21 protein-coding genes are annotated in these 22,057 nt (G+C 75.6%); 4 read left to right on the top strand and 17 right to left on the bottom strand.

The genetic code is table 11. The annotated features are described in order from the left end of the window. Positions 1–55: 55 nt before the first annotated feature. From ACI8AK_RS07040 to ACI8AK_RS06975, 14 genes are all read right to left on the bottom strand, one after another. On the bottom strand, positions 56–1,729 hold the full coding sequence (locus ACI8AK_RS07040; protein ID WP_456955628.1) for a histidine kinase N-terminal 7TM domain-containing diguanylate cyclase: 1,674 nt from the start codon (positions 1,727–1,729) through the stop codon (positions 56–58). Between the two features lie 173 nt (positions 1,730–1,902). After that, positions 1,903–2,892 carry a DNA-binding protein WhiA gene (gene whiA / locus ACI8AK_RS07035; RefSeq protein ID WP_456902948.1) on the bottom strand — a complete coding sequence of 330 codons (990 nt, stop codon included), beginning with the start codon at positions 2,890–2,892 and terminating at the stop codon, positions 1,903–1,905. A 97-nt stretch (positions 2,893–2,989) separates the two neighbouring features. Further along, entirely contained in the window at positions 2,990–3,964 is a 975-nt protein-coding gene (locus ACI8AK_RS07030; RefSeq protein WP_387992984.1) for a gluconeogenesis factor YvcK family protein, read from the bottom strand. Further along, on the bottom strand, positions 3,964–4,929 hold the full coding sequence (rapZ, locus tag ACI8AK_RS07025) for an RNase adapter RapZ (protein WP_387992987.1): 966 nt from the start codon (positions 4,927–4,929) through the stop codon (positions 3,964–3,966). The genes ACI8AK_RS07030 and rapZ overlap by 1 nt, the downstream gene beginning before the upstream one ends. Beyond that, positions 4,926–7,034, bottom strand: coding sequence for an excinuclease ABC subunit UvrC (gene uvrC, locus ACI8AK_RS07020; RefSeq protein WP_456902947.1), 2,109 nt, complete (start codon positions 7,032–7,034; stop codon positions 4,926–4,928). The genes rapZ and uvrC overlap by 4 nt, the downstream gene beginning before the upstream one ends. A 69-nt stretch (positions 7,035–7,103) precedes the next feature. Further along, positions 7,104–8,036, bottom strand: coding sequence for an alpha/beta fold hydrolase (locus ACI8AK_RS07015; protein WP_456955626.1), 933 nt, complete (start codon positions 8,034–8,036; stop codon positions 7,104–7,106). 75 nt (positions 8,037–8,111) lie between these two features. Next, positions 8,112–8,390, bottom strand: a complete 279-nt coding sequence (locus ACI8AK_RS07010) for a hypothetical protein (protein ID WP_387992996.1) — start codon at positions 8,388–8,390, stop codon at positions 8,112–8,114. A gap of 89 nt (positions 8,391–8,479) precedes the next feature. Next, positions 8,480–8,896 carry a universal stress protein gene (locus tag ACI8AK_RS07005; protein WP_387992998.1) on the bottom strand — a complete coding sequence of 139 codons (417 nt, stop codon included), beginning with the start codon at positions 8,894–8,896 and terminating at the stop codon, positions 8,480–8,482. Further along, positions 8,893–10,476, bottom strand: coding sequence for a tripartite tricarboxylate transporter permease (locus ACI8AK_RS07000; RefSeq protein ID WP_456955624.1), 1,584 nt, complete (start codon positions 10,474–10,476; stop codon positions 8,893–8,895). The genes ACI8AK_RS07005 and ACI8AK_RS07000 overlap by 4 nt, the downstream gene beginning before the upstream one ends. Then, on the bottom strand, positions 10,476–11,036 hold the full coding sequence (locus ACI8AK_RS06995; protein ID WP_387993003.1) for a tripartite tricarboxylate transporter TctB family protein: 561 nt from the start codon (positions 11,034–11,036) through the stop codon (positions 10,476–10,478). Before ACI8AK_RS06995 ends, ACI8AK_RS07000 begins: the two co-directional genes overlap by 1 nt. 23 nt (positions 11,037–11,059) lie before the next feature. Beyond that, positions 11,060–12,055, bottom strand: a complete 996-nt coding sequence (locus ACI8AK_RS06990; protein ID WP_456902944.1) for a Bug family tripartite tricarboxylate transporter substrate binding protein — start codon at positions 12,053–12,055, stop codon at positions 11,060–11,062. Positions 12,056–12,227: 172 nt separating this feature from the next. Next, positions 12,228–12,650: a VOC family protein gene (locus ACI8AK_RS06985; RefSeq protein ID WP_387993008.1), complete on the bottom strand. Its 423-nt coding sequence runs from the start codon at positions 12,648–12,650 to the stop codon at positions 12,228–12,230. 10 nt (positions 12,651–12,660) lie between these two features. Next, on the bottom strand, positions 12,661–13,095 hold the full coding sequence (locus tag ACI8AK_RS06980; RefSeq protein ID WP_387993011.1) for a helix-turn-helix domain-containing protein: 435 nt from the start codon (positions 13,093–13,095) through the stop codon (positions 12,661–12,663). A gap of 101 nt (positions 13,096–13,196) precedes the next feature. After that, on the bottom strand, positions 13,197–13,343 hold the full coding sequence (locus tag ACI8AK_RS06975; RefSeq protein ID WP_387993014.1) for a hypothetical protein: 147 nt from the start codon (positions 13,341–13,343) through the stop codon (positions 13,197–13,199). A gap of 624 nt (positions 13,344–13,967) precedes the next feature. Between ACI8AK_RS06975 and ACI8AK_RS06970 the strand changes: the two genes are divergently transcribed. Next, on the top strand, positions 13,968–14,855 hold the full coding sequence (locus tag ACI8AK_RS06970) for an alpha/beta fold hydrolase (RefSeq protein WP_387993017.1): 888 nt from the start codon (positions 13,968–13,970) through the stop codon (positions 14,853–14,855). 25 nt (positions 14,856–14,880) lie between these two features. Next, a complete protein-coding gene (locus ACI8AK_RS06965; RefSeq protein ID WP_456955623.1) occupies positions 14,881–15,450 on the top strand; it encodes a copper resistance CopC family protein in 570 nt (189 codons plus the stop codon). An 18-nt stretch (positions 15,451–15,468) separates the two neighbouring features. Here ACI8AK_RS06965 and ACI8AK_RS06960 read toward each other — a convergent pair whose 3' ends face one another. From ACI8AK_RS06960 to ACI8AK_RS06950, 3 genes are all read right to left on the bottom strand, one after another. After that, complete coding sequence (locus ACI8AK_RS06960; RefSeq protein ID WP_456955621.1) at positions 15,469–16,275, bottom strand: MBL fold metallo-hydrolase; 807 nt, start codon at positions 16,273–16,275, stop codon at positions 15,469–15,471. A gap of 14 nt (positions 16,276–16,289) precedes the next feature. Further along, positions 16,290–19,187, bottom strand: a complete 2,898-nt coding sequence (uvrA, locus tag ACI8AK_RS06955; RefSeq protein WP_456955619.1) for an excinuclease ABC subunit UvrA — start codon at positions 19,185–19,187, stop codon at positions 16,290–16,292. A gap of 137 nt (positions 19,188–19,324) precedes the next feature. Further along, positions 19,325–20,749 (bottom strand): amidase, encoded by a 1,425-nt coding sequence (locus ACI8AK_RS06950; protein ID WP_456955617.1) that lies wholly within the window; start codon positions 20,747–20,749, stop codon positions 19,325–19,327. A gap of 48 nt (positions 20,750–20,797) precedes the next feature. On the opposite strand from ACI8AK_RS06950, the gene ACI8AK_RS06945 reads away from it, so the two are divergent. Together ACI8AK_RS06945 and ACI8AK_RS06940 are read left to right on the top strand one after the other, a co-directional pair. Beyond that, positions 20,798–21,457, top strand: coding sequence for an MBL fold metallo-hydrolase (locus tag ACI8AK_RS06945; RefSeq protein ID WP_387993032.1), 660 nt, complete (start codon positions 20,798–20,800; stop codon positions 21,455–21,457). Between the two features lie 77 nt (positions 21,458–21,534). Continuing rightward, on the top strand, positions 21,535–21,777 hold the full coding sequence (locus tag ACI8AK_RS06940) for a hypothetical protein (protein ID WP_387993035.1): 243 nt from the start codon (positions 21,535–21,537) through the stop codon (positions 21,775–21,777). Positions 21,778–22,057 lie beyond the last annotated feature (280 nt).

Below are 22,057 nucleotides of genomic sequence, written 5' to 3'. Positions count from 1 at the left end.
GCGGCCTCGATCGGCGACGACCCTATCGGCCGGGGCGGGGTCCGTCCGGATGAGGTCAGGCCCCGGCCACGAGCTCCGGGAGGTCGCCGGGCGGGGCCGGCACGGGCAGCGCCGGACCGGCGGCCGGCGCGGCGGCGACGACGCGGTCGCGGCCGGTCGCCTTGGCGGTGTAGAGCGCGCGGTCGGCCGCCTCGAGCAGGGCGGCCGCCGAGGTGCCGTCGGCCGGGCAGACGGCGACGCCGACGCTCACGGTGACGGCGACGTCCTCGCCGTCGAGCAGGTGGCGGACGGCGGCGACCTCGCGGCGGACCCGCTCGGCGCGGGCCAGCGCCTGCTCCCGCCCGGCGCCGGGCAGGACCACGACGAACTCCTCGCCGCCCAGCCGCGCGGCCGTGTCGCCCTCGCGGACAGCGGCGGCGAGCGTGCCGGCGACGCCGAGGAGCACCCGGTCGCCGGAGGCGTGGCCGAAGCGGTCGTTGACGGCCTTGAAGTGGTCGACGTCGACGACGAGCAGCGACAGTTGCCCGGTGCGCGGCCGGCGGGCGAGGTCGGCGTCCAGCACCCGGTCGAGGTGCCGGCGGTTGTGCAGGCCGGTCAGCGGGTCGCGGACGGCCTCCTCGGCGACGACCGCGCGCAGCCGCTCGATGACCTCGACCTGCTCGGCCAGCTGCCGGTTGAGCCGCTCGACGGCGAGCTGCCGCTCCTGCTGCTCGCTCACGTCGCGGACGACGAGGATGCGGCCCAGCGCGCGGCCGCGGGGGTCGGCGACGGCGGAGTCGCGCACGTCGAGCCACACGCCGGGCCGGACCTGGGCGACGCGGTGGCCGTCGCGGCGCTCGGTGCTGAGCAGCACCCCGACCGCCCGGGGCCCGGCGACGTCGTGCAGGGCACGGCCGACGAGGTCGCCGTCGAGGTCGGGGCGCAGCTCCCGCAGCATCCGGGTGGCGGCGGGGTTGCAGTCGATGAGCACGCCGTCGGGGTCGACGACCAGCACGGCGTCGGGGACGGTCTCGACGACCTGCTCGCGGGCGACCGGGACCAGCCGCAGCAGGCCGCCGCGGAAGATGGCCCAGCAGTCGAGGAGCCCGGTGAGCAGGAAGAACAGCGGGGTGACGTCGGTGCCGTGCCCGTCGAGCTGGGAGCCGACCGCGACCACGTTGCCGACCGTGGACAGGCACGCCGAGCCGAGCAGGATGCCGATCTGGCGGCGGAAGACGCCGGCGACGCGCAGCCATCGGCGCGCGAGGACGGCGTAGGCCACGCCGATCAGCGCGTAGGAGTAGGCGGTGTGGGCCAGGAACAGGGGCCCGAACGTCACCCGGGACTCGGCGCCGGCGGTGCCGGTGACCATGTCGGTCATCACCAGGTCGCGGGTCGCGGGCAGCGCCCCGGTCAGGACGAGCAGGACCGGCTCGACCGCCAGCAGCGCCGCGGCGCGCGGCGCGAGCCGCCACGAGGGGTCGGCGACGGTGCGGGCCAGCACCCAGGTGCCCACGACCACCAGACCGACGGCGGCCATGAGCAGGGGGACGTAGACGCGCTGGACCGGCTCGCTGCCGGCCAGGTAGACGACGCCGTCGGCGGCCGACCAGGTGGCGACGCCGGCCATGGTGACCGCGAGCGCGGTGGCCGCGGGGGTGCGCCGCCGCCGGCGCCAGGCCAGGACGCCGGTGCCGACGGCGACCAGCGCGGCACAGCCGAAGACGACGGCCCAGTTCCCCGCGGTCATGCCGCCTCCGCTCCGCACCGGGGCGGGCCCGGGCGGCCGCCTCCACCCCGCCCATCGGCGGCACCGGGCGCGGGGTACAGCGGCGCGGCCGGGCGCTCACCCCCGGGGGTGACGACGACGGGGCGCCCCCCGCGTGAGCGGAGGGCGCCCCGTCGTCGTCGGTGCCGCGAGCGCTACTGAGCCAGCATGTCCTCGGTGACCACCGACTCGGTGTCGGGGATGCCGAGGTCCTTGGCCCGCTTGTCGGCCATCGCCAGCAGACGCCTTATCCGGCCTGCGACGGCGTCCTTGGTCATCGGCGGGTCGGCGCGCTGGCCGAGCTCCTCCAGCGAGGCCTGGCCGTGCTCCAGGCGGAGCCGGCCGGCGACGAGCAGGTGCTCGGGGGCGTCGCCCGCGAGGATCTCCAGCGCCCGCTCGACGCGCGCGCTGGCCGCGACCGCGGCGCGGGCCGAGCGGCGCAGGTTGGCGTCGTCGAAGTTGGCCAGCCGGTTGGCGGTGGCCCGGACCTCGCGGCGCATCCGCCGCTCCTCCCAGGCCAGGACCGCGTCGTGGGCGCCCATGCGGGTGAGCAGCGCGCTGATCGCGTCGCCGTCGCGGACGACGACCCGGTCGGCGCCGCGGACCTCGCGGGCCTTGGCGGCGATGCCCAGCCGGCGGGCCGCGCCGACCAGGGCCATGGCCGCCTCCGGCCCCGGGCAGGTCACCTCGAGCGACGAGGAGCGGCCGGGCTCGGTGAGCGAGCCGTGCGCGAGGAAGGCGCCCCGCCAGGCGGCCTCGGCGTCGTTGATGCTGCCGGAGACCACCGACGGCGGCAGGCCGCGCACCGGGCGCCCGCGCTGGTCGACCAGCCCGGTCTGGCGGGCCAGGCCCTCGCCGTGCTTGGCGATCCGGACGAGGTACCGCACGCCGCGGCGGATGTTGCCGCCGGCGAGCACGCTGACCCCGCTCGTGTAGCCGTAGACCTCGCTGATGTCCCGGCGCAGCCGGCGTGCGACCGAGCCGGTGTCCAGCTCGGCCTCGATGACCACCCGGCCGCCCACGATGTGCAGGCCGCCGGAGAAGCGCAGCAGCGCCGTCACCTCGGCCTTGCGCTCGGAGGTGCGCGTGCACTCCACCCGCGACAGCTCGTCCTTGACCATGGCCGTCATCGCCACGACGACCACCCCCTGCTCTGCTGCGGCGCCATCCTCGGCGTCACCTCTCCCCCTCGTACCGTCTGGGCACCCCCGCTCCCGGTGCTCCGGCCGGGACCGTTCCCGCTCACCGTGCCCCGACCACCGAGCTCAGCGCGGCCCCCAGGCGCGCGGGGTCGTGGCGCGGTGATCCGTCGGGCGCGGCGACCGGAGCCAGGACCAGCTCGGCGCCACACTCGCGCACCGCTGACAGGAGACCACAGCGGTCAACCACCGATTCCGCATCCGCGACCACGGTGTGCAGCGCCACACCGCCCAGGTGCGCCTGCAGCACCCGCAGGTGCTCCTCCGGCGAGAAGCCGTCGGTCTCCCCTGGCTGCGGCTCCAGGTTGAGGACGACGACCACCCGGGCGCGGGTGGCGGCCAGCGCGGCGCGCAGCCGCGGCACCAGCAGGTGCGGCAGCACCGACGTGTACCAGGAGCCGGGGCCCAGCGACACGACGTCGGCCCTGGCGATCGCCTCGAGCACGTCGGGGTGCACCGGCGGGTCCGGCGGCGACACGAGGATGTCGCGCACCCGCCCCGGGGTGGACGCGATGGCGACCTGCCCGCGGATGGTGCGGGTGCGCGCGGGGTCGTCGGGGTCGACGGTCTCCACGCGGGCGACGAGGTCCAGCGGCACGTCGGCCATCGGCAGCACCCGGCCGCACGCGCCGACCAGCTCGCAGACCGCGTCGAGGGCGCGGACGGTGTCGCCGCCGTGCAGCTCGACCAGCCCGGTGAGCAGCAGGTTGCCCACCGGGTGCCCGGCCAGCACGCCGGTGCCGCCGAGGCGGTGCTGCAGCAGCCGGGCCATCTCCTGCCGGCCGTCGTCCTCGCCGGCCAGCGCGGCCAGCGCCATCCGCAGGTCACCGGGCGGCAGCACCGGCATCTCCCGGCGGATGCGGCCGGACGAGCCGCCGTCGTCGGCGACCGTGACGACGGCGGTGAGGTCGGGCGTGATCCGCCGCCAGGCGCCCAGCGCCGCTGCCAGCCCGTGGCCGCCGCCGAGGGCGACGACCCGGGGGCCGCCGGACCCGGGCGCCGTGTCGTCGCCGCCCACTACTCGCGGCCCAGGTCACGGTGGCGCGCGACCGCGTCGGTGCCCTCGGCGCGCAGCCGGCGGGCGAACTCCTCGGCGATGGCGACGCTGCGGTGCTTGCCGCCGGTGCAGCCGACCGCGAGCGTCAGGTAGCGCTTGCCCTCCCGCCGGTAGCCGGGGATGAGCAGCCGCAGGACCTCGGTGTAGCGGTCGAGGAACGGCCCGGCGTCGGCCTGGCCGAGCACGTAGTCGCGGACGTCGGCGTCCTGCCCGGTGTGCGGGCGCAGCTCCGGCAGCCAGTGCGGGTTGGGCAGGAACCGAGCGTCGACGACGAGGTCGGCGTCCAGCGGCAGCCCGTACTTGAAGCCGAAGCTGAGCACGGTCGCCGTCAGCGGCGGCGTGCGGCCCTCGCGGGCGAAGGCGTTCTCCAGCGTGGCGCGCAGCTGGTGCACGTTGAGGTCGCTGGTGTCCACCCACAGGTCGGCCTCGCCGGCGATGCCGGTGAGCAGCGTGCGCTCGGCGGTGATGCCGTCGAGGGGGCGCCCGGAGCCCTGCAGCGGGTGCTCGCGCCGGTTGGACTCGTAGCGGCGCACCAGCACCTCGTCGCGGGCGTGCACGAACACCACCCGGGGACGGTGGCCGGCCTCGGCGAGCACCCGGATGGCCTCCTGCAGGTCGCTGGAGAAGGCCCGGCTGCGGACGTCGACGACGGCGGCGAAGCGGCGCACGTCGCCGCGGGCGCCGAGCTCCACCATCGGCAGCAGCAGCGCCGGCGGCAGGTTCTCGACGACGTACCAGCCGAGGTCCTCGAGCACCCGCCCGGCGGTGTTCTTGCCCGCGCCGGACAGCCCGGTGACGACGACGACCTCGACCGGCGGGGTCTCGGTGCCGGCCGGGTCGAGCCCGGCGGGGACGTCGGCGTGCGGCCCGTGCTGGCCCTCCGGGGACGGCACCGGCGCCGTCCCCGCGTCCTGCCCGGCGCTCACGAGGCGACCCGGCCGACCTCGGCGGTCTCCCCGGCCCCGGGGCGGGGGGTGCCCCGCTCCGCCGGTCCGCTGGGTGCCGTGGTGCTCTCCACGACGGTCCCCACGCCGGCCTCCACGCCGGCCTCCACGCCGGTCTCCGCGCCGGTCACCGGCGCCCCGTCCTCCTCGGCGGGACGGCCCGCGTCGTCCCCGGTGGCGGGCTCGGCGACGGCGGCCATGACCGCCTCCGCCGTCCGGCGGCCGATGCCGGGGACGGCTGTGAGCTCCTCCACCGTGGCCGCGCGCAGCCGCTTGAGGGACCCGAACTGCTTCATCAGCGCCTTCCGCCGCGTCTCCCCGAGACCGGGGACGTCGTCCAACAGGGAGACCAGCATGCTGACCGAACGCTTCTGCCGGTGGTAGGTGATCGCGAACCGGTGGGCCTCGTCCCGCACCCGCTGCAGCAGGTACAGCGCCTCGGAGGTGCGCGGCAGGATCACCGGGTCGCTCTCCCCGGGCAGCCACACCTCCTCCATGCGCTTGGCCAGCCCGCAGACGGCGACGTCGACGATGCCCAGCTCGTCCAGCGACCGCGCCGCCGCGGCCACCTGCGGGGCGCCGCCGTCGACGACCAGCAGGTTCGGCGGGTAGGCGAACCGGCGCGGCCGGCCCTCCTCCGCGGCGACGCCCTGCTCGTCGCGCCGGTCGGCCTCCTCCTTGAGGTGCCGGGCGAAGCGGCGGCGGACCACCTCGGCCATCGCCGCGGTGTCGTCGGTGCCCTCGTGCACGGCGAAGCGCCGGTAGTCGGACTTCTTCGCCAGCCCGTCCTCGAACACCACCATCGAGGCGACGACGTTCGTCTGCTGCACGTGGCTGATGTCGATGCACTCGATGCGCAGCGGCGCCTCGGGCAGCTCGAGCGCCTCCTGCAGCTCCGCCAGGGCCAGCGAGCGGGCGGTCAGGTCGCTGGAGCGCTTGACCCGGTGCCGGGCGAAGGCCTCCTTCGCGTTGCGCTCGACGGTCTCCAGCAGGCTGCGCTTGTCGCCGCGCTGCGGCACGCGCAGCGACACCTTCGACCCGCGCAGCTCGCTGAGCAGCTCCTCGTAGACGTCGGCGTCGTCGGGGAGCTCGGGGACGAGCACCTCCTTGGGCACCGACTCGCCCGCCTCGAAGGAGCCGGTCTGCTCGTCGACGCCGCCGTAGACCTGCAGGAGGAACTGCTCCACCAGCTCGCCGGTGGTGACCTCCTCGACCTTGTCGATGATCCAGCCGCGCTGGCCGCGCACCCGGCCGCCGCGGACGTGGAAGACCTGGACGGCGGCCTCGAGCTCGTCCTGCGCGAACGCGACGACGTCGGCGTCGGTGCCGTCCCCCAGGACGACGGCCTGCTTCTCCATCGCCCGCCGCAGCGCGCCGAGGTCGTCGCGCAGCCGGGCGGCCTTCTCGTACTCCATCGCCTCGGCGGCCTCGGCCATCTCCCGCTCGAGGCGCTTGACCATGAGGTCGGTGCGACCGGCCATGAAGTCGCAGAAGTCGTCGACGATCGCCCGGTGCTCCTCGGCGCTGACCCGGCCCACGCAGGGGGCGGCGCACTTGCCGATGTAGCCGAGCAGACAGGGCCGGCCGATCTGCCCGGCGCGCTTGAAGACGCCGTTGGAGCAGGTGCGGGCCGGGAAGACGCGGGTGAGCGTGTCGAGGGTCTCGCGGATGGCCCAGGCGTGCGCGTAGGGGCCGAAGTAGCGGACGCCCTTCTTCTTCGGCCCGCGCATCACCTGCAGCCGCGGGTACTCCTCGTTGAGGGTCACGGCCAGCGACGGGTAGCTCTTGTCGTCGCGGTACCGGACGTTGAACCGCGGGTCGAACTCCTTGATCCAGTTGTACTCGAGCTGGAGGGCCTCGACCTCGGTGCCGACGACGGTCCACTCGACGCTCGCCGCCGTCGTGACCATCTGCCGGGTGCGCGGGTGCAGGCCCGCGACGTCGGCGAAGTAGCTGTTGAGCCGCTGGCGCAGGCTCTTGGCCTTGCCGACGTAGACGACGCGGCCCGTGGGGTCGCGGAACTTGTAGACCCCCGGCGACTCGGGGATGGAGCCGACCGCCGGGCGGTACGTGGACGGGTCGGGCACGCATCCACAGTAGGTGGCGCGGCCGACGGTCTGCTCACCCTCGGTCGCGGGGAAGCACATCCGTGTGGTTCAGCCCACCCGCGACTCCAGCCAGGCGAGGAGGTCGGCGGTCACCTCGTCCCGGTTGGTCTCGTTGAACACCTCGTGGCGGGCGTCGGGGTAGACGTGCTGCTCCACCGGCAGACCACGCTCGCGCAGCAGGCCGGCGAGTGCGGTCACCTGGGCGGCGTCCTCGCCGCCGACCGGGTCGCGCCGCCCGGACAGCAGCAGCACCGGCAGGCCGTCCGGCAGCCCGGCGACGGCCTCGGGGGTCGCGGCGCGGGCGGCGAGGGCGAACATGCCGGCGCCGTACCGGTGGGTGGGCGGGACGTCGTCGCCGCACAGCGGGTCGGCGAGGTAGGCGTCGACCTCGGCCGGGTCGCGGGTCAGCCAGTCGTAGGGCGTGCGCGCCGGCTCGAACGGCGCGTTGAAGGCGGCGAGGGCCTCCATCGGCTCGTCGCCCGCCCCGCCGGCCACCGCGGCCTCGAGCTGCTCCGCCGTCGCGGCGAGGTGCGGCGCCACGCCGATCGGCCCGGACAGCACCAGCCCGGCCAGCCCGTCGCCGTCCCGCTCGGCCGAGGCCAGCGCGACCGCCGAGCCGAGCGAGTGGCCGAGCAGCACGGAGGGGACGCCGGGGTGGTCGGCGGCCAGCCGGCGGCCCAGCTCGCGGACGTCGTCGAGGACGGCGTCGCTGCCCGCAGCGTGACCGGCGGCGGGGTCGCCGAACCGGCCGGGGCCGGTCGACCGCGCGGTGAGCCCGTGGCCGCGCTGGTCCTGCGCGGCGACGGCGAACCCGCGGGCGGTGAGCGCGGCGGCCAGGCGGCCGTAGCGGCCGGCGTGCTCGGACAGCCCGTGCACGACCTGCACGACCGCGCGCACCTCGCCGTCGGGGGTCCAGCGGCGCTCGGCGAGCCGCGTGCCGTCGGCGGCGGGGACGAGGGTGGGGTCGGCGGGCAGGGTCACGGGGCTGGCCTCCTCGGACGTCGTCGTCGGAGGTCAGCCTGCCGGTCCGCCCGTCCCGCCGCAGGGCGGGCGGGGTCAGCCGGCCGGGCGGGAGCGGTGCAGCGCCGGCAGGTGCACCGCCGCGACGGCGCGCCGGCCCAGGCGGACCGCGCGGCTCCCCAGCAGGAGCGCCGCGACCAGCCCGACCCCGCCGGCGAGGAAGGCCGTCACGCCGGAGACGGTCCCGGTGCCCACGGCGGACGCCACCACGGCCACGAGCCCCACGAGGACCAGCGTGGAGCGGATCCCGTCACTGGGCCGGGGCTGACCGCAGTGCGCCAGGTCGGGATCGCAGTCGGGCGTGAGCGCGCTCATGGGCGACTCCATCCATCGAGGACCCCGCCACGCCGGTCCGACGGCGTGACGTCCGTCACACAGAAGATAAGCGCAGTGACGCCCGGCGTTCAAGCCGTCGCCGCGGGCGGGCCCTTCACGGCGAGGATCGGGCAGTCGACGGTGAGCAGGATCCGCTGGGCCGCGCTGCCCATGAGCAGCTTGCCGACGGCGCTGCGCCGGCGCAGGCCGATGACCAGCAGCTCCGCGCCGGTCTCGGACACCGCGTCGGCGAGCTCCTCGGCGACGTCGCGGCCGATCGGCTGGCGCAGCTCGACGGGCAGGCCGGAGACGGTGAGCTCGTCCTGCAGCCGGCGCAGCGGGGCGCCCTGCAGGTACTCCTCGTCGACCAGCGCGTCGCCGCGGCTGCTGTTGACCACGACCAGCCGGGCGCCGCGGCGGTGCGCCTCGGCCAGGGCGTGCTCGAGCGCCGCCTGCCCGCGCGGGGTGGGCACGTGCCCGACGACGACCACCGGTTGCCGGCTCACCGCTCCTCCTCCCCGTCGGCGCGCGCACCGACGCGCTCGTCCTGCCCGTGCTCGTGGTGCCGCAGCCCCTCCCCCGCCTGCAGCTCCTCCGGGGTGGAGCGGCGGCCGCGCACGGCCCGCAGCACCACCGGCAGCACCAGGGCGAGCAGCGCCAGGAACAGCACGACCCGGCTGAACCAGGTCTCGACCAGCACGCCGAGGTCGCCGCTGCTGATCGCCAGCGCGCGTCGCAGGTTGGTCTCGGCGACCGGGCCGAGGATCAGCCCGATGACCGCGGGGGCCACCGGCCAGCCGTAGCGGCGCATCACGAACCCGAGCAGGCCGAGGACCAGCAGCAGGACCAGGTCCAGCGGGTCGGCGTTGACCGCGTAGCAGCCCAGCGAGGCGAACAGCAGGATCCCGGCGTAGAGGTAGGGCCGCGGGACGCGCAGCAGCTGCACCCACACCCGGGCCAGCGGCAGGTTGAGCACCAGCAGCATGACGTTGCCGACGAGCAGCGCGGCGATCAGCGTCCAGACCAGCGAGGACTCGGTGGACAGCAGCGTCGGGCCGGGCTGGATGCCGTAGCCCTGGAAGGCGGCCAGGATGATCGCCGCGGTGGCCGAGGTGGGGAGGCCGAGGGTGAGCAGCGGGACGAGGACGCCCGCGGCCGCGGCGTTGTTGGCCGCCTCCGGTCCGGCGACGCCCTCGATCGCCCCGCGGCCGAACTCCTCCGGGTGCTTCGTGAGCTTCCGTTCCGCGGCGTAGGACAGGAACGTCGGGATCTCCGCGCCGCCGGCCGGCAGCGCGCCGAGCGGGAAGCCCAGCGCCGTCCCGCGCAGCCACGGGCCGACCGAGCGGCGCAGGTCGCGGCGGGTGAGCCAGGGCCCGGAGGCGGCCATCACCTGCACCGGCCCGCGGCGCAGCCGGGAGGCGACGTACAGCGCCTCCCCCACGGCGAACAGCGCCACCGCCACCACGACGACGTCGATGCCGTCGGCCAGCTGCGGGACGCCGAGGGTGAACCGCTCCTGCCCGGTGAGCACGTCGGTGCCGACCAGCCCGAGGTAGAGACCGACACCGAGGGACGCCAGCCCGCGCAGCGGCGAGGCGCCCAGGACGGTGGCGACCGCGACGAAGGCCAGCACGGCGAGGGCGAAGTAGTCGGCCGGGGTGATGCCGATGGCCAGGTCGACGACGGTCGGGGCGACCAGCGCCAGCAGCAGCGTGGCGATGGTGCCGGCGACGAACGACCCGATCGCCGCGGTGGCCAGCGCGGCGGCGCCGCGGCCGGCCTTGGCCATCCGGTTGCCCTCGAGCGCGGTCATGATCGAGCTGGACTCGCCGGGGGTGTTGAGCAGGATCGACGTCGTCGAGCCGCCGTACATGCCGCCGTAGTAGATGCCGGCGAACATGATGAACGCCGTCGTCGGCTCCAGCGCGTAGGTGACCGGCAGCAGCAGCGCGACGGTCATCGCCGGGCCGATGCCCGGGAGCACGCCGACGGCGGTGCCCAGCAGCACGCCGAGCAGCGCGAACAGCAGGTTGACCGGGGTGAGCGCGTCGACGAAGCCGCCGGCCAGGTCCGCGAGGGCGCCCATCAGAACCAGCTCGTCGCCAGCTCGAGGAGGGTGCCGCCGGGCAGCGCGACGCCGAGGCCCTTGACGAACACGATCCAGACGACGACCGAGAGCACCCCGCCGGCCAGCAGCGGCCGCACGATGCCGCGGGCGCCGAGGGCCCAGGCGACGAGCGCGAACATCAGCGTGACCGCCAGCGGCCAGCCGATGACGTTGATGAGCAGCGCGTGGCCGAGGAACGCGACGGCGATGACCCCGACCGCAGCCCACGACGTCGGGGCGTCGGGGTCGACGTCCTCGCTCTCGTCGGAGGGCCCGCGGTCCCCCTTGAGCACGCGGAAGCCCAGCCCGAGCGCGGTGGCCAGGACCACCCCGCCGACCAGGTACGGGAAGAAGCGCGGGCCGATGGCGTTCGCCGAGCCGGGGACGGCGATGTTCGCGGCGTCGAGGACGAGGTAGAGCCCGAGCGCGCCGAGCAGGACCACCATCGCCAGCTCGCCGCGGCTGACCCCGGCCGGCGGCGGGGCGGGGTGCCGGGACTCCGCGGCGTCGTGCGTGCCGGTGGCGTCGGCGGTGGACACGTCCGGGTCCGGCGACGCGCCGCTCACTGCACGAGCCCGATCTGCTCCAGGATCGCGCGCACCCGCGCCTCCTCGTCGGCCAGGAAGTCGCCGTACTCGTCGCCGGTGAGGAGCAGGTCGTCCCAGCCGTTGGTCTCGACCGCCTCGGCCCACTCGGGGGTGTCGTGGACGTCCACGACGAGCTGCGTGAGGTCCTCGCGCGCCTCTTGCGACATCCCCGGCCGGGCCATGAGGCCGCGCCAGTTGGAGACCTCGACGTCGAAGCCGGACTCGACCAGGGTCGGGACGTCGGGCACCTGGTCGGACCGCTCGGCCGTGGAGACCGCGAGGCCGATCAGGTCGCCGGTGCGGACCTGCTCGCCGTAGTCGGTGGGGCCGGAGATGCCGGCGGCGACCTGGTTGCCGAGCAGCGCGGCGAGCGACTCACCGCCGCCGGAGTAGGCGATGTAGTTGACCTGCCCGGGGTCGATGCCGGCGGCCTCGGCCAGCAGCCCGGCGAGGATCTGGTCGGTGCCGCCGGCCGAGCCGCCGGCGATGGGGGTGCCGGCCGGGTCGGCGGCCCACGCCTCCACGAAGCCCCGGATGTCGGTGTAGGGCGCCTCGGCCGGGGCGACGATGAGCTCGGTCTCGCCGATCAGCCGGGCGATCGGCGTGACGTCGGACAGCCGGGTGGCGGAGTCGTTGGTGTCGACGGCGCCGACCATGACCAGGCCCATCATCATGAGCAGCGCGTCGTCGGTCTCCCGGGCGAGCTGGCCGAGGCCGATCGTGCCGCCGGCGCCCTCGACGTTGAACACCTGCACGTTGCGGGCCAGGCCGCTGGTCTGGACGACCCGCTGGAAGACGCGCGCCGTGGTGTCCCACCCGCCGCCGGGGCTGGCCGGCGCCATCAGCCGCAGCCGGGAGAGGTCGCCGGGCTGGACGACGGTGCCGGCGCACCCGCCGAGCGCCCCGGCCGCGGCCGCCAGCGCCGGGGCGGCCACCGTCCCGGCGAGGAACGACCTCCGGCTGAGCGGCACGGACGGCCTCCCCTCGGTGGTGACGGCGGTCACACCGGACGCTAGACCCGGCCGGAGGCGCGGTCGAGCCGGCGGACCCGGACGTGCGGGTTCCGCGGCCGGCCCCTGCCGGCTCCGTGACGGCCGGGCCCGGGGACCGCGACGCGGTCCCCGGCGGGCCCGGCCGGCGGGGTCACGCCGAGGGCGGCGGGGTCATCTGGGCGATGCGGACGGAGTTGCCGAACGGGTCGCGGAAGCCGAAGTCGATGCCGTAGGGCTGCACCACCGGCTCCTCGGGCAGGTCGACGCCCTTCTCCTTGAGCGCGGCGTGGGTCTTGTGCGCGTCGTCGGTGGTGAGGAACAGGTGGCCGCCGCCGGCGCCCTTGGTGACCAGGTCGCGCACCGTGTCGGCGATCTCCGGGCTCACCGACGGCGGGGCGGGCCGCTCCAGCAGCACCGCGTGGCCGGGGTCGCTGGGCAGGACGACGGTGAGGAAGCGCATCGGCCCGAACTGCTGGTCGGTCTGGACCTCGAAGCCCAGCTTGCCGACGTAGAAGTCCAGCGCCTGGTCCTGGTCGAGGACGTAGAGGGAGGTGATCGAGATGGAGGTCAACATGCCGACGACGCTAGGGGCGGGCGTCGGCGGCGGGCTTCTCCGGAACTGCTGTCTTCTCGCTGGGCCGCAGCCAGCGCATGCCGAAGCAGGAGGGCACCGGCGCCAACGGCCCGCGCCGCCGGTAGACGCTCGGAGGCTCCCCCACGACCTCGGCGAAGACCCGGCTGAACGTGCCGAGGCTGGAGAAGCCGACGGCCATGCAGATGTCGGTGACCGTGCGGTCGGTGCTGCGCAGCAGGAACATCGCCCGCTCCACCCGCCGGCGCTGCAGGTACCGGTGCGGCGTCTCGCCGAAGGTCTCCTTGAAGGTGCGGATGAAGTGCGCCTCGGAGACGTGCGCGATGCGGGCGAGCGCCGGGACGTCCAGCGGTTCCCCGTAGGAGCGGTCCATCTCGTCCCGCGCCCGCAGCATGCGCCGGTTGGAGTCCTCGCTGGCCCGGCTCACGGGGGCAGCATCCCAGGGTCTCGACGGGATCCTGACCCACGACGGCGGCACGTCACTCCGCGGAGGGCCGTCCGGGGGCGCCGGGGGCTCGGGCTACCCGTTCACCCCACGAGCCGGCGGCACCGCGGGCACGGGTCGTCCGCCGCGCGCCAGGGGGCCTCCAGCACCTGCACGATCGCGCCGCAGAGCGCGACCTCGTTCTCCCCCGTCAACTCCTCCGCGCTGCGGTGCACCTCGACGGCGTGCACGAGCCCCGTCTCCCCGCCCGGACTCATCCGCGGCGGCCAGCAGGACCGCGGCCGGCCGCACAGGAGGCTCGCGCCGGCCGCACTGACTGTTCGGTCAGTAATCACAGTCCCAGCGTGCCCTGGATCACATCCGGCCGCGCCTCGGACGATGCCGTCTTGTTACCGTGGTGCCGTCCTTTCTGCTCAGCGGCTCGGGCGCCTCGTTCTTCGAACGCATGAGCGCTCACGTGGACGACGTGGTGACCGCCCCGGTGCCGGTGGCGCCGGCGGTCGGGCTGTCGTCCGGGCCGCTGGGTGCCGCGCAGGCCGCCGACCGGGAGATCGCCCGGTCGACCGCCCGACCGCCGCGCCCGACCTGGCCGGCTGCTGCGCCCGCCACCACCGCGGCGAGCACCGGGCCCCCGGCTGGCGGCACCGCCCGGCCGCCGACGGGGCCCTCACCGTCACCACCCCCACCGGCCTCACCGCGACGACCACCCCACCGCCCCGCCGAGGCGGGACCCCGGGGCGAGGCGCGTGTGCGACCCGGAGCGTTGACCGGTCCCGGACGCCGCGGACACGATGACGGGCGCACGCCCTGCATGGCCGACCTGCCGCGCGCCGGCCCGAGCGACGGGAGCGACCATGGCGGACACGGGAACGATCACGGTGCCCCACCTCGGCACGTCGACCATCGGCTACCGGTTCGGCCGGCCCTACGACCCCTCGCTCCCGACGCTGGTCCTGGTCAACTCCTTCAGCACGTCCGCCGACCTCTACCGGCCCCAGTTCGCCGACGAGGACCTCGCCGCCACCGCCAACCTGCTCGCGCTCGAGCCCTACGGCCACGGCCGCACCCGTGCCTCGTACGAGCAGTTCACCTACTGGGACTCGGCCGTCGCCGACCTGCAGGTCCTCGACGCGCTGGGCATCCCCGAGGCCTTCGTCCTGGGCACGTCACAGGGCGGGTGGGTGGCGGCCCGGATGGCGATGCTGGCGCCACGCGTCGTGACGGGCATCGTCCCCCTGGGCACCTCGATGGACCACGAGAGCCCGCGCAGCCGCGACCTGGGCTGCTGGGACGGCGTCGCCTTCTGCACCCCGGCCATCGACGCGCTCGCCGAGGAGGTCGGGCACGACTGGGCCGTCCCGGTGGAACTGGTCGACGCCGTCCTCGCCGAGGGGCTCGGCGAGGACGTGTCCCCGGCCGAGCGCTCGTTCTGGCACGAGACGCACCAGCAGAACTACAGCGGAGACGACGGCCGCCGCCGTCTCCGGCTCTCCAGCATCAACCTGCGCGACCGCGACGGCCTGCACGGGCGCCTGGACGACGTGCGGTGCCCGGTCCTGTGGATGCACGGCACCGAGGACACGGTGTACTCCGTCGCGAACGCCGAGCAGGAGATCGGGCTCTTCACGAGCAGTGCCGACGCCGAGCTGCGGGTCGTCGACGGCGGCCGGCACTTCCTGAGCGCCTCGCACCCCGCCGAGGTCGATCGGGCGACGATCGACTTCATCCGGCGCTGGACGTAGCGGCGCCGCCCTCCCCGAGGCCCTCGTGCCGACCGTCCGCGGACCCACGATCCCACCGCGCCTGCTCCTCACGGCGCTGCTGGCCCTCGGGCTCGCGCTCGCGGCGCCCGGCACCGCGTCGGCGCACCCGCTGCTGCTCGCCACCGAGCCGGTCGCCGACAGCACCGTGATGACGACCCCGCGGGCGGTCACCCTGACCTTCGCGGCCCGGCCGGCGGGCGGCGAGGTCACGGTCACGGGGCCGGACGGCGCATCCGCCGGTGCCGGCCCGGTCGTGCTCGACGGCGCCGTCCTGGTCGCGCCCGTCGCCCTCACCACGGCGGGCCGGCACACCGTCGCCTGGTCGGCGGTCTCCGACGACGGCCACCGGCAGCGCGGCGTCTTCGTCTTCTACCACGCACCCGCGGCACCGCCGTCCCCGCTCGCGCCGGCCGCGAGCACCCCGACGCCCCCCGCCGGCGAGCCCGCCCGCACCGGCACGGCGTCCGGCGCCGACGACGGCGGCGCACCGGCCCGGGCGGTACCCGTCCTGGTGGCCGTCGGGCTCGCGACCGCCCTGGCCGCCGCGTTCCTCGTGCGGCGCGGACGCCGCTGAGGCGCGACGCGACCGGTCTCAGTCCGCCTGCTCCCACCGCCCACCCGAGCGGGTCACGCGGCCACGCGCCGGCTGCGGGGAGTGGGCGCCCACGCCGGACGTCCCCTCCTCCCCCAGCTCCCGCCACAGCCGCCGCCGGGTGCGGTGGGCCAGCGCGGCGTCGACGTCGCCCATCGACCGCCAACCCGGCTCGGCCAGCTGCACCGGGCAGGTGACGGCGTCGCCGAGCAGCACCAGGCGCTCCCCGCCGGAGGTCACCGACACGGGCGGGTGCCCCGGCGTGTGCCCGGGCGTCAGCCGGGCGTCGACCCCGGGCGTCACGGTGGCGTCCTCCGCGAGCGGGCGCAGCCGCGCCGTCCCGGCCCAGCGGCGGAAACCGGTGCGGACGTGGCCGGCCATCTCCCCCGGCCCGTCGACGAAGTGGGTGCCGTCGGCGGCGACGAACCAGATCGTCGCCCCGGGGAACCCCGGCTCGCCGTCGGGCCCGAACAGCCAGCCGACGTGGTCGGCGTGCAGGTGCGTGCACACGACGTCGGTCACGTCGTCCTGGCGCACGCCGAGCGCCCGCAGGCCGGTCGGCAGCTGCCCGCCGGCGAGCAGCATCCGGTCCGGCAGGGACTGCGCCTCCGGCCCCGTGCCGGCGTCGACCAGGACGACCCGGCCGCCGGTGCGGACGACGAAGCAGCCGATCGGCAGCCACGCGGCGCCGTCGCGGTCGAAGACCTCGGGGTGCGCACCGGCCGGCACGTCGGCGCCGAAGCAGCTCGGGCGGGCGACGGACGTCCCGTCCGCGACGGCGTCGACCCGCACCTCGCCGATGCGCATCCCCGGAGCTCCGGTCAGCTGGCGCGCTTGCGCGTGGCCCGCTTCTTCGGCCCGGCCGCCGCGGCCTCGATCGCCGCGGGGTCGAGCAGCGGCACCAGGTACCGGCCGGTGTGCGACTCGGGCACCGACGCGACGAACTCCGGCGGCCCCTCGGCCACGACCGTGCCGCCGCGGAACCCGCCCTCGGGCCCCATGTCGATCAGCCAGTCGGCGCTCTTGATCACGTCGAGGTTGTGCTCGATGACGATGACCGAGTTGCCCTTCTCGACCAGGCCCTGCAGCACCTGCAGCAGCTTGCGGATGTCCTCGAAGTGCAGGCCGGTGGTCGGCTCGTCGAGGACGTACACGCTGCGGCCGTTGGACCGCTTCTGCAGCTCGCTCGCCAGCTTCACCCGCTGCGCCTCGCCGCCGGACAGCGTCGTCGCCGGCTGGCCGAGCCGCACGTAGCCCAGGCCGACGTCGGTCAGCGTGCGCAGGTACCGCGAGATCGAGGGGATCGCGGCGAAGAAGTCCGCGGCCTCCTCGATCGGCATGTCGAGGACCTCGGCGACCGTCCTGCCCTTGTAGTGCACCTCGAGCGTCTCCCGGTTGAACCGGGCGCCCTTGCACACCTCGCAGGGGACGTAGACGTCCGGCAGGAAGTTCATCTCGATCTTGAGGGTGCCGTCGCCGGAGCACGCCTCGCAGCGCCCGCCCTTGACGTTGAAGGAGAACCGCCCCGGCTGGTAGCCGCGGATCTTCGCCTCCGACGTCTGCGCGAACAGCTTGCGGATCTGGTCCCACACGCCGGTGTAGGTGGCCGGGTTGGACCGCGGCGTCCGCCCGATCGGCGACTGGTCGACGTGCACCACCTTGTCCAGGTGCTCGAGCCCGGTGACCGTGCGGTGCCGGCCCGGCACCATCCGCGCCCGGTTCAGCTCGTTGGCCAGGACCGTGTAGAGGATGTCGTTGACCAGGCTGGACTTGCCCGAGCCCGACACCCCGGTGACGGCGACCAGGCAGCCCAGCGGGAACGTGACGTCGACGCCCTTGAGGTTGTGCTCGCGGGCGCCCTTGACCACCAGCTCGCGCCCCGGCGTCGGCTGCCGCCGCACCTTCGGCACGGTGATCTCCATCCGGCCGGACAGGTACTGCCCCGTCAGCGACCGCTCGCTGGCCATCAGCTCCGACACCGGCCCGCTGACGATCACCTCGCCGCCGTGCTCACCGGCGCCCGGGCCGATGTCGACCACCCAGTCGGCGGTCTTGATCGTGTCCTCGTCGTGCTCGACGACGATGAGCGTGTTGCCCATGTCCCGCAGCCGGACCAGCGTCTCGATCAGCCGGGTGTTGTCCCGCTGGTGCAGGCCGATCGACGGCTCGTCGAGCACGTACAGGACGCCGACCAGCCCGGAGCCGATCTGCGTGGCCAGCCGGATCCGCTGCGCCTCGCCACCGGCCAGCGTGGCCGCCGGCCGGTCGAGGGACAGGTAGTCCAGGCCCACGTCGACGAGGAACGACAGCCGCGCCTGGATCTCCTTGAGCACGCGGTCGGCGATCGCCCGCTCGCGCTCACCCAGCTCCAGGGCACCGAGCCAGTCGGCCGCCTCGCCGATCGACAGGCCGGTCACCTCGGCGATCGAGCGGCCGTTGAGCTTCACCGCGAGGATCTCCGGCTTGAGCCGGGTGCCGTGGCACACGGGACAGGGCACGTCGCGCATGTAGCCCTCGTACTTGTCCCGCATGTAGTCGCTGTCGGTGTCCTCGTGCCGGCGCTCGATGAACGGCAGCACGCCCTCGAACGCGGCGTAGTAGCTGCGCTCGCGGCCGTAGCGGTTCTTGTAGCGGACGTGCACCTGGTCCGGGGAGCCGTGCAGGACGGCCTTCTGCACCCTCGCCGGGAGCGCCTCCCACGGGGTGTCCATGGAGAAGCCCAGCTGGTCGGCCAGCCCGGACAGCAGCCGCTGGAAGTACTCGTTGCTCATCGACCCGGCCCACGGGGCGATCGCGCCCTGCGCCAGGCTCTTCTCCGGGTCGGGGACGACGAGGTCGGGGTCGACCTCCTTGCGCGTCCCGATGCCGGTGCACTCCGGGCAGGCGCCGAACGGCGAGTTGAACGAGAACGAGCGCGGCTCGAGGGCCTCGAACGACAGGCCGTCGTCGACGCAGGCCAGGTGCTCGGAGAAGGTCCGCTCGCGCTCCGGGTCGTCCTCGGGGAGGTCGACGAAGTCCAGGACGACGAGGCCGCCGGCGAGGCCGAGCGCGGTCTCGACCGAGTCGGTGAGGCGGCGCTTGGCGCTCTCCTTCACCGTCAGCCGGTCCACGATCACCTCGATCGTGTGCTTCTCCTGCTTCTTGAGCTTCGGCGGCTCCGTCAGCGGGTACACCACGCCGTCGACCCGGACGCGGGAGAAGCCCTGCGTCTGCAGCGAGCTGAACAGGTCGACGTACTCGCCCTTGCGTGCCCGCACGACCGGGGCCAGCACCTGGAACCGGGTGCCCTCCTCCATCGACAGCACCTGGTCGACGATCTGCTGCGGCGTCTGGCGGGCGATCGGCTTGCCGCAGTTGGGGCAGTGCGGCTGGCCGGCGCGGGCGTAGAGCAGCCGGAGGTAGTCGTAGACCTCGGTGATGGTGCCGACGGTCGACCGCGGGTTGCGGTTGGTCGACTTCTGGTCGATCGACACCGCGGGCGACAGGCCCTCGATGAAGTCGACGTCGGGCTTGTCCATCTGGCCGAGGAACTGGCGGGCGTAGGCCGACAGCGACTCGACGTAGCGCCGCTGGCCCTCGGCGAAGATCGTGTCGAAGGCCAGGCTCGACTTGCCCGACCCGGACAGCCCGGTGAAGACGATCAGGGCGTCGCGGGGCAGGTCGATGTGGACGTCCTTGAGGTTGTGCTCACGGGCGCCGCGGACGACGAGACGGTCCAAAGTGATCCCTGTCGGTCAGCCGGGCCGGCCGGTCTCGCCGGGCCGCGGTCAGTGTGTCGAGATGTCGATACGGACAACGCCGTCACTGTCCGCGCGCAATCCGTGACGACGGCGACGTTGCCGCCGGGTGGGGGTGCTCAGACGGAGGCCGGGGACGGCGCTCGGGCGGGGTCGAACACCGGGGCGTGACGGCGCCAGGGCGCGCGTCGCTCCAGCTCTCCGGCCAGCCAGAGTAGTCGCGTCTCGCTGCCCGGGGGGCCGACCAGCTGGACCGCCAGCGGCACCCCCTCCTCGCGCGTCCCGGCGGGCAGCACGACCGCCGGGACCCCGGCCAGGTTCCACGGCCAGGCCCACGGCGCCCACCGGTTGTCGGCGTCGAAGTTCGCCAGGAACCCCCGCTCGTGCCACGGCCGCGCCGGCAGCGGCGGGCCGTTGGTGATCGGGGTCAGCAGCACGTCGAGGTCGTCCTCGGCGAAGAACGCCGCCGTCCGCTCGCGGAACCGCTCGGCGGTCGCCGGCCGGACGAGACCGGCCCGCCGGGCCAGCCGGCCGAGCCGGGCGTGGGTGCGGCTGCGCGGCTGCAGCGCCGCCCGGTCCAGCCCGAGCGCCGTGGCGTCGTCCTCCGCGCCGGCCAGCCAGCGGGCGGTCGCACCGAAGACGGCCCCCCACGGGACCACCGGGGCGCGCTCGACGACGACGTGCCCGGCGCCGCGCAGCAGCCGCGCCGTCCGCTCGACCGCCCCCAGGGCGGTGGCGTCGGGCCGGGCCCACGGCAACGGGGAGCGGCGGCCGACGGCGATGCGCAGCGGCCGGCCCGGGTCGGCCGCCGACCAGTCCAGGTCGGCGTCCTCCCCCGCCAGGACCGCGGTGCCCAGCGCGACGTCCTCGACCGTCGTGGCCAGCACGCCGTTGACCGCCATGCCCGACCAGTCGTCGGCGCCGATGCCGCCGGGCAGCACGCCGCGGCCGGGCTTGAGGCTGACCAGGCCGCACGCGGCGGCCGGCAGCCGCAGCGAGCCCATCCCGTCGTTGCCGTGCGCCAGCGGGACCGCTCCCGCGGCGACCGCGGCGGCGCTGCCGCCGGAGCTCCCGGCCGGGGACAGCGCGGTGTCCCACGGGTTGCGGGTGACCGTGCCCGGCCCGTCGGTGGCGGCGTAGAGGCACAGCTCCGGGACCCGGGTGATCCCGACGACGACGGCGCCGGCGGCGCGCAGCCGGGCGACGACCTCGTGGTCGGCGTCCGCGGTGATGGCGTGGGCGGCGCAGCCGTCGGTCACGGTCTCCCCGGCGACGCCGACGTTGTCCTTCACCGCCACCGGGACGCCGGCCAGCGGCAGCGTGGCCCGGCGCGGGTCGGCGTCGACGGCTGCCGCCTCGGCCAGCGCCTCCTCGGCGCGGACCACGCGGAAGGCGCCGATCCGGGGCTCGACGTCGGCGAGGTGGGCCAGGTGCGCCCGCACCACCTCGACCGCGGACACCTCGCCCGCGCGCACGCGCCCGGCGAGGACGGAGGCGGGCAGGCCGACGAGCCGGGCGCCGCCCGGAGCTCCGCTAGCGTCCATGCGGGCGACCGTAACCGCGCTCGCCGACAGTTCTCGAACGGAGGCCCGATGACCTACACCGGCGACGTCGAGGTGGGTGGCCCGGCCGACGTGCGGGAGCTGCCCGGGCTCACGATCAGCAAGGTCGCCGTCAGCGAGATGGCCAACAACGCCTACCTGCTGCGGGACACCGCCACGGGCCAGGCGCTGCTCGTCGACGCCGCCGCCGAGCCGGACACGCTGCGCGCCCTGATCGGCGACGCCGACCTGCGCACCGTCGTCACCACGCACGGGCACTGGGACCACCACCGCGCCCTGCCCGACGTCGTCGCGGCCACCGGGGCGCAGACGGTGGCGCACGCCGCCGACGCCGGCGACCTGCCCGTGCCGGTCGACCGGACGGTCGCGCACGGGGACACCGTCGCCGTCGGCGAGCAGGTGCTGGAGGTGGTGCACCTGCGCGGGCACACGCCCGGCAGCATCGCGCTGGTCTGGCGGGGCCCGGAGGGCGCCGGCACGCACGCCTTCACCGGCGACAGCCTCTTCCCGGGCGGCGTCGGCAACACCTGGGAGGACCCCGAGCGGTTCGCCAGCCTGATCGACGACGTCGAGCAGCGGCTGTTCGCCGTCCTCCCGGACGACACGTGGGTCTACCCCGGCCACGGCAGGGACACGACGCTGGGCGCCGAGCGGCCGTCGCTGCCGGAGTGGCGCGCCCGCGGCTGGTGACCTGCTGCGGAGGCCCTCCCGGTGCGACCATCCGTGCAGGCCAGGACGGCCGGCGGCGGGTCACGAGGAGGCCTCCGATGCACTCCCAGGCGAAGCAAGAGGCACAGGACGCCCTGTTCACCGCGATCAGGGACCAGGCCGAGAAGAACATGCGGTCCGCGATGCGGCCCGCGGAGAAGGCCGCGCTCCTGCGCCGGCTGGCGGAGGCCTACCGGCTCACCGCCGGGGGCCCGATGCCCGACACCCCCACGCGCCGATCGGTCCCCGCACCGCGCAAGGCCGCGGACGACGGAGCGCCCGCGCGGACACGCACCGCCTGACCGGCGCCCGTCCCCGGCGTCGGCGCGCGACCTCGTCGAGGACGGCGGTCGGCGCCCGCCGCAGGGCGGCGACGGGGACGGTGACCGGCGCGGTCACCGCTGCCGCGTGCGGCTCCACCGGGGTGGGGGGGGGGGGGGGGGGGGGGGGGGGGGGGGGGCGGGGGGGGGGGGGGGGGGGGGGGGGGGGGGGGTGGGGGGGGGGGGGGGGGGGGGGGGGGGGGGGGGGGGGGGGGTGGGCGTGGTGGGGGTGGGCGGGGCCGCCGTCGTCCTGGTCGGCGGG

The organism is Geodermatophilus sp. SYSU D00867, assembly GCF_054050315.1.
Note: the sequence above shows the minus strand (reverse complement) of the source record. Positions and strands in the feature narration are given on the sequence as shown.

Coding starts and splice junctions, on each gene's coding strand:
- ACI8AK_RS07040 (WP_456955628.1), bottom strand. CDS start 1,729: ATGACCGCGGGGAACTGGGCCGTCGTCTTCGGCTGTGCCGCGCTGGTC.
- ACI8AK_RS07010 (WP_387992996.1), bottom strand. CDS start 8,390: ATGAGCGCGCTCACGCCCGACTGCGATCCCGACCTGGCGCACTGCGGT.
- ACI8AK_RS07000 (WP_456955624.1), bottom strand. CDS start 10,476: ATGGGCGCCCTCGCGGACCTGGCCGGCGGCTTCGTCGACGCGCTCACC.
- ACI8AK_RS06985 (WP_387993008.1), bottom strand. CDS start 12,650: ATGTTGACCTCCATCTCGATCACCTCCCTCTACGTCCTCGACCAGGAC.
- ACI8AK_RS06970 (WP_387993017.1), top strand. CDS start 13,968: ATGGCGGACACGGGAACGATCACGGTGCCCCACCTCGGCACGTCGACC.
- ACI8AK_RS06960 (WP_456955621.1), bottom strand. CDS start 16,275: ATGCGCATCGGCGAGGTGCGGGTCGACGCCGTCGCGGACGGGACGTCC.
- ACI8AK_RS06950 (WP_456955617.1), bottom strand. CDS start 20,749: ATGGACGCTAGCGGAGCTCCGGGCGGCGCCCGGCTCGTCGGCCTGCCC.
- ACI8AK_RS06945 (WP_387993032.1), top strand. CDS start 20,798: ATGACCTACACCGGCGACGTCGAGGTGGGTGGCCCGGCCGACGTGCGG.
- ACI8AK_RS06940 (WP_387993035.1), top strand. CDS start 21,535: ATGCACTCCCAGGCGAAGCAAGAGGCACAGGACGCCCTGTTCACCGCG.